This is a genomic window from Ignavibacteriota bacterium, from assembly GCA_016212665.1.
In the GTDB taxonomy this organism is placed as follows: domain Bacteria; phylum Bacteroidota; class Ignavibacteria; order UBA10030; family SZUA-254; genus FW602-bin19.
Genome location: JACREZ010000021.1, coordinates 25,978 through 32,058 on the forward strand (window position 1 = coordinate 25,978; position 6,081 = coordinate 32,058).

Below are 6,081 nucleotides of genomic sequence, written 5' to 3' on the forward strand. Positions count from 1 at the left end.
CGGCACCTATTTACGATTTCTCTTTGGGAATTTCATCAGTATTATTTTTCATGTCTTATCACAGAACAGTTCCACTTCCCTCACAATCCTCTCCAAATCAATCATCTGAACACACTCAAGATTGTACGGGCATTGATGTTTCCAACATGGCGAGCAGTGCAAACTTTCAGGAATCAACTTCACTCCCCTGTCATACAAATCAATCTCTTGCGAGCAACTGACGCCGAACCACGCAACAACAAATTTCTTCAACCCAATTGCTACGTGCATCCCGAACGAATCGCCGGAGATGACAACATCGCACACGTTTTCGTAACAGATTCCTCGTCGCAATCCTTCCGTCGTTGGCGTGCTAACAACCTTCTTCCCGACACGACGAACAATTTCTGCATTCCGTTCCGTGTCTTCGGGTCCTCCAAGCAACACAAGTTTCAAATTCGCTCGCTTCGATAATTCATTGATGAGAATGACGTGTTGGTCAATGGTCATCTTCTTGTTCGGGTAGAGTAAGGAGCAACCGGTGTTAAAACCAACTATCTTGATTTCGGATTGCGAATTTCGGATTGCGGATTGATTACTGATTGATGATTTTTGATTTACGATTGAAGATTGAATCCTAAATCCTGAATCCTGAATCCTTTTATCGTCGAAGATGATGGTTTCTCTATAACACCGAGTAAATTCTTTTTCTTCTTCCGTCAGGTTAAGTACGTATTCGTCTCTCTTCCATTTCAATCCCATTGCCTCGGTCAGGAGTTGTGTGTTTGGCTTTTGGTTGATGCGGAACTTGAGTTCATCATCAAGTCCGAGACGGTAATTGTACTCCGCTTCTTTGTTGAGTGGAGTGATGACGCCGTTCTTGTTCAGTCCGTAACCAAGTTTCTTCTTCGCATTGATTGACATGATGAACGCACCTGCCTGTTGGGATTTATCAATGTTCATCACCAAATCAAATTCCATTGTCTGAAGTTTAAGCCAACTTTCCGGTTCCCATACAAATACTTTGTCAATGTACTCATTGTTATCAAGCAGGCGATACGCGTTCTTCAACGTAATCCAATAAATTGTACTGTGCTTGTACTTCCGTTTGATTGCGGGAAGAAGCGAAGTCGTAACCAACACATTTCCCATCGCTTCGAGATTGATGATGAGAATGCGCGTTCCTCGTGGCTTCGGGTCAACACATTCATCTAAACAATTCGTACCGGGGAAACAAGGTTTGTAACCGGTGAAGTGCTTGCAATCGGGAATCGTAATTTTCTTTTTTGATTTTCTCTTTGTCATTACAATGTGAAGATGTTTTAAATTGTTGGTTCGAGTTTTGGGTTTTGAGTTTTGACGCTTGAGATGAGACGTTGACTTGCAAGAAAAACTTCCTCAACTGATAGTTCTTCCATACACGGATTTCCAATCGGGCATTTGGTGAAATTGCAACCCAAGCATCCAAGCCGTTCGTTCCGAACAATTTCCGATTGATTCCCGAATGGTCCTTGCAACATCGGGTTTGTCGGACCGAAGATTGCAACTGTCGATGTTCCCATAGCTGCCGCAATGTGCATGGGACCGGAATCGTTTGTAACCATCATTGAGCAACGTTGTAAAATTGCCGCAAGTTGCTTTAGCGTTGTTGCCGGAATCAGTATTGCTTTGTTTGTCATAAGTGTTGCAAGTCGTTCTGCATCATCCCGCTCGCCCGGTCCCCACAGCAAAAGTATTTTCGCCTGATGCTGTTCAACAAGCATATCTGCAAGTTCGGCATATTTCGGAATTGCCCATCGTTTCGTGTACCACCCTCCTGCCGCGTTCAATGCCACAACAAAAGAATCATTCAATCCCGATTCCAAAAAATATCTGAATGCAAATATCTCATCATTCTCTGTAATCGTCATCCGTAATTTCTGTCCGCTATCGGCGGGTGAAAAATCCGTTACTGCAAAACCGAGCGCTCGAACCGCATCAAGATTAAATTCCGTGTTATGAACTTCTCCACCTCTCGGCTCTACAACGATATTGTAACACTTCTCTCTCCACCCAAACCGATACCCGACACGATAGTGCGCTCCGCTGAAATACGTCACCAACGCGCTTCGCGGGTTGCCGAACAAATCAATCACCAAATCATACTTCCGGCTTCGGACATTCCAAATCAAACCTAAACCGCTTTGCTTTTTTCCATCAAACACCAAAACATTGTTGATGTCGGGATTCCCTTCGATAATATCCCTGCTCGGCTTTTCCGTCAGAAAATCAATCTGAGCATCAGGAAACGCAAGCCGGAGATTGCGGATAACGACAGTTGAAAGAACAACATCGCCAATTGCTCGAAGTTTGATAATCAGGATTTTCCGTATTCTGGAGCGGTCTATGTTCATGTGGTTCAAACGGTGGCAATATAGAAAAACGGTGCTTCTGATTCAAGTTGATGGCTTCTTTGAGGGTTACTGGTTTGAGGTTTCTGGTTTGATTTTTTTTTGTTTTGGGTTTATGGTTTAGAGTTTCGGGTTAAAACTTCACACAGCGAGACAAATATAAATATCCCAGAATCTATTGTATAACATAACGAATCAAAATTTGACTAATTACCAATAAACCAGCTAACCGTCAACTGTCAACTCTACGAGCGTAGTCCATCAACCAATTAACTAATCACCAATTAACCAATCACGAACTCACGAATTAACTTTTTTTCAAGAAAATCCTTGACAAAGTTGCCATTTGTTTGTAAATTCACGCACACTTGAACTTATATAATCAACTGGAATTACTGATTTTGACTGTTGTTACAAAACTCGAAAACATTTATCGCCTTCGCTCAAAAGGGTGCATTATGAATTACAAACTTTTCCGATGGAGTTTTCTGTTTCTCCTTCTCACTTCGTTTGCTTTTGCTCAATCTTCATTCTGGGTTCCGACAGCCGGACCGTTGCGGATTTCTGTCTCATCTCTTGCTTTAAATTCGCAAGGTCATCTCTTTGCAGGTACATACACAAAAGGAATGTACCGCTCGACTGATAACGGAACTTCGTGGGCACAAATCAACAATGGATTGCCGGAAGCACGGATTTATTCCATTGGAGTTTCCCGCTCGCCCCGAAATCATGACAACATTTTTGTTGCAACACACGGCGCAGGCGTGTTCCGTTCGACAAACAACGGAGAACGATGGTACCGTGTCGGATTTAACGACACGAGCAAATACATCGAATCAATTGTGATTGACCTTGAAGGAAATGTGTTCGCTTCAGCGCATCATATTTGGTACGACAGAAGCACGTTGTACCGTTCGACTGATAACGGAGCGTACTGGGAAGTAACCGAAATTGACAACCCGCTCGTCAACACGGCGACAATTTCTTTGTTGATTCCGACAACGGGCAAATACAAAGGAAAATTATTCGCCGGTACGAACTGGGGAATTTATCGCTCAGAAAACTTTGGCAACGATTGGGAACGCATTGTTCCGGTTGGGACGAACTTTGCTGTCAACTCAATCGCCATCAATTACAAAGGAGATATTTACGCGGCGGCAAGTGATAGTGCTGTGTATAAATCGGTTGATAGCGGAATGAATTGGTCACACGCAAAGGTTACGAACGATAAAGTTCTTTCACTTGCAATTACGCCGAACGGTGTATTGTTTGCCGCAACATACGGAAGCGGATTGTATCGTTCGCTTGATGATGGAAAAACATGGCACTCATTGCAATCCGGTTTGGATAACGAGTTGATGCTCTCTGTTGCTTATGCCGATGCCGGAGATTACAGTACATACGTTTATGCAGGCGGAACAGGACTCGGAACATTCCGAAGTCGAAATTCTACAACGCCGTTTGCTCTCAATCGGTACGATATTTTATTTGGCGATGTGAAAGTCGGACAATCAAAAACAGATTCCATTGTCGTTACAAACATGGACACAACCGATTTGGCAATTTCCCGACCAATAGTACCTGAATATTTTAGTGTAACTCCCTCTGATACGACCATCTCCGTTGGCGGAAGCGTGAAATATTATGTCACATTTACCCCGACATGGTACGATACGGTTGAAAGTTCAACGATTTTTAACAGCACGGCAAACTCTTCCCCCGATGAAGTATTGATTTGGGGAATCGGTCGTGCGGCGGATACGCGGCTTCTTCAATCGGGACTTGCATACGGTCGCGTGTATCTCGGAAAGTATTCCGAAATGTCTGTGCGAATTAAAAATACCGGCAACGATACGCTTCGCTTCACCAATATCTACACAAGCGATTCCGTCTTTACCGCGTGGTCTGATGTAAATGAAGTTCTCCCGCGTGAATACGCGTACATCACAATTAAATTCACTCCGAGAATTCATGGTCCGTACGCGGGCTTCACCGTCATCGAGAGTAACTCGATGTCATCTCCCGACACAATTTGGATGAACGGTTTCGGTCGCGGGTATCCTGTTCCGTTTATGAATGTTGCTCAAGTGAAATTCGGAAATGTGAAAGTCGGAAACCAGAAGGACACAGTTCTTTCCGTTACCAATATTGGTGAAGATACGCTCTGGATTTCCAAGTTTGAATCGAACAACTCCGAGTTCAGCGTGAAAATTGATAAATCGCCTGTGCCGCCCGGAGAGAAAAGAAATTTCACTGTAAGTTTCTCCCCTTACTCAAAAGGCGAAGTGTATGCAGCAATTTTCCTGTACAGCAACGCGCTCTCCTCTCCCGATTCGATTATTGTTCACGGTCTCGGCGACCCGCCGACCGACATCAAAACGCTTGAAGGAACACCGACGGAGTTTGCGTTGTACCAGAACTATCCCAACCCGTTCAACCCTGCAACATATTTTCGATTTGCCCTTCCTCAGGATGGCGCAGTGAAAATCACTCTCTACAACCAACTCGGTTCAGAAGTTACAACGGTAGTTGAAGAAATTTTACCTGCCGGCTACTACGAAACCTACTGGCGCAACACCGGCTTCCCGAGCGGCGTGTATTATTACCGTTTCATCGTCCGAACTGTCCGTACCGAAAACGATATGGAACTCAATCCTCCATCAAATATTATTTTTGAGGAGATGAAGAAGTTGGTGCTGGTGAAGTGAGATTTTCATTCAATGAAATATGAACGAACAAGACACCTCATTAAGAGTTGATAGAAATGTTTTGGTTGTAACAACTCTGGAGAGCGAACCAGATGATAAGATGTATTGGCTACGTCGCACTCCCGAAGAACGATTAGAGCAAGTTGAACTTTTACGCAGAATAAACTATGGCGATGAAGCTACCTCCCGACTTCAAAGATTTTTTGAAGTTGTTGAACGAGAATGAGGTAAAATATCTCCTCATCGGAGGTTATGCTGTCGGCTATCATGGTTATGTTCGGACTACCAATGATTTGGATATTTGGGTTAACCCGACTGCTTACAATGCAGAACGAGTTGTCACAGTGTTACAAAAATTTGGTTTCGATTTGCCTGACGTTAAAGTTGATTTATTTTTACAGGAAAAAAGAATCATTCGCATGGGAAATCCACCGATGCGGATTGAGCTATGTACAAGCATCTCCGGCGTCAATTTCGATGACTGTTTTCAAGAAAGAGTTGTAAATACCATTGACAACATTCATGTTAATATTATTAGCCTTGAAAAATTAAAGATTAACAAATTGGCAAGTGGAAGGCACAAGGATTTAGATGACCTCGAAAATTTACCTTGAATATTTTATTAAGTAAAATACAATTGAGGAAATTCGATAAACCAATGTTAAAAGGAGTCTGTTCCAACTACGATAAAACTTCCCCTCCTCCCTCCACACAATTTTAAGGATATGAGGAAGTTGGTGCTGGTGAAGTGAAACATATTTTATGAGCGTGTTGCCGAATACCGAAAAGTGTCTTTGCGAGGAACGAAGCGACGAAGCAATCCCGCGTTCCACTCTACTTTCAATGGTGAGATTGCTTCGCTACGCTGCTAATGAACACTCACCATAGGAACAAGGTTAAATCCTAAAGACGTAGCTTTTTTCTGGAGGATTCGCAGTTGAGAGATTTGTACTCGTTCCTGGTATTTTGCAATACCCTGCTCAACATAATCCATCCCTTTTGTC

The 6,081-nt window shown here is 43.2% G+C and carries 5 protein-coding genes; 3 read left to right on the plus strand and 2 right to left on the minus strand.

Translation table 11 applies throughout. The annotated features are described in order from the left end of the window. Positions 1-48: 48 nt before the first annotated feature. A complete protein-coding gene (locus tag HY960_06725; protein ID MBI5215432.1) occupies positions 49-1,284 on the minus strand; it encodes a glycosyltransferase family 9 protein in 1,236 nt (411 codons plus the stop codon). Positions 1,285-1,301: 17 nt separating this feature from the next. Then, positions 1,302-2,372 (minus strand): glycosyltransferase family 9 protein, encoded by a 1,071-nt coding sequence (locus HY960_06730; protein MBI5215433.1) that lies wholly within the window; start codon positions 2,370-2,372, stop codon positions 1,302-1,304. 455 nt (positions 2,373-2,827) lie between these two features. Between HY960_06730 and HY960_06735 the strand changes: the two genes are divergently transcribed. Genes HY960_06735 through HY960_06745 form a run of 3 tightly spaced genes read left to right on the plus strand, consistent with a single transcriptional unit; the run spans position 2,828 to position 5,691 of the window. Further along, a complete protein-coding gene (locus HY960_06735; protein MBI5215434.1) occupies positions 2,828-5,077 on the plus strand; it encodes a choice-of-anchor D domain-containing protein in 2,250 nt (749 codons plus the stop codon). Positions 5,078-5,096: 19 nt separating this feature from the next. After that, entirely contained in the window at positions 5,097-5,303 is a 207-nt protein-coding gene (locus HY960_06740) for a hypothetical protein (GenBank protein ID MBI5215435.1), read from the plus strand. After that, on the plus strand, positions 5,251-5,691 hold the full coding sequence (locus HY960_06745) for a nucleotidyltransferase (GenBank protein MBI5215436.1): 441 nt from the start codon (positions 5,251-5,253) through the stop codon (positions 5,689-5,691). Before HY960_06740 ends, HY960_06745 begins: the two co-directional genes overlap by 53 nt. The last annotated feature ends 390 nt before the right edge of the window (positions 5,692-6,081 follow it).

Excerpts from the sequence above, each read along its gene's own strand:
- HY960_06725 (MBI5215432.1), bottom strand. The coding sequence starts at position 1,284 with ATGACAAAGAGAAAATCAAAAAAGAAAATTACGATTCCCGATTGCAAG.
- HY960_06730 (MBI5215433.1), bottom strand. The coding sequence starts at position 2,372 with ATGAACATAGACCGCTCCAGAATACGGAAAATCCTGATTATCAAACTT.
- HY960_06735 (MBI5215434.1), top strand. The coding sequence starts at position 2,828 with ATGAATTACAAACTTTTCCGATGGAGTTTTCTGTTTCTCCTTCTCACT.
- HY960_06740 (MBI5215435.1), top strand. The coding sequence starts at position 5,097 with ATGAACGAACAAGACACCTCATTAAGAGTTGATAGAAATGTTTTGGTT.
- HY960_06745 (MBI5215436.1), top strand. The coding sequence starts at position 5,251 with ATGAAGCTACCTCCCGACTTCAAAGATTTTTTGAAGTTGTTGAACGAG.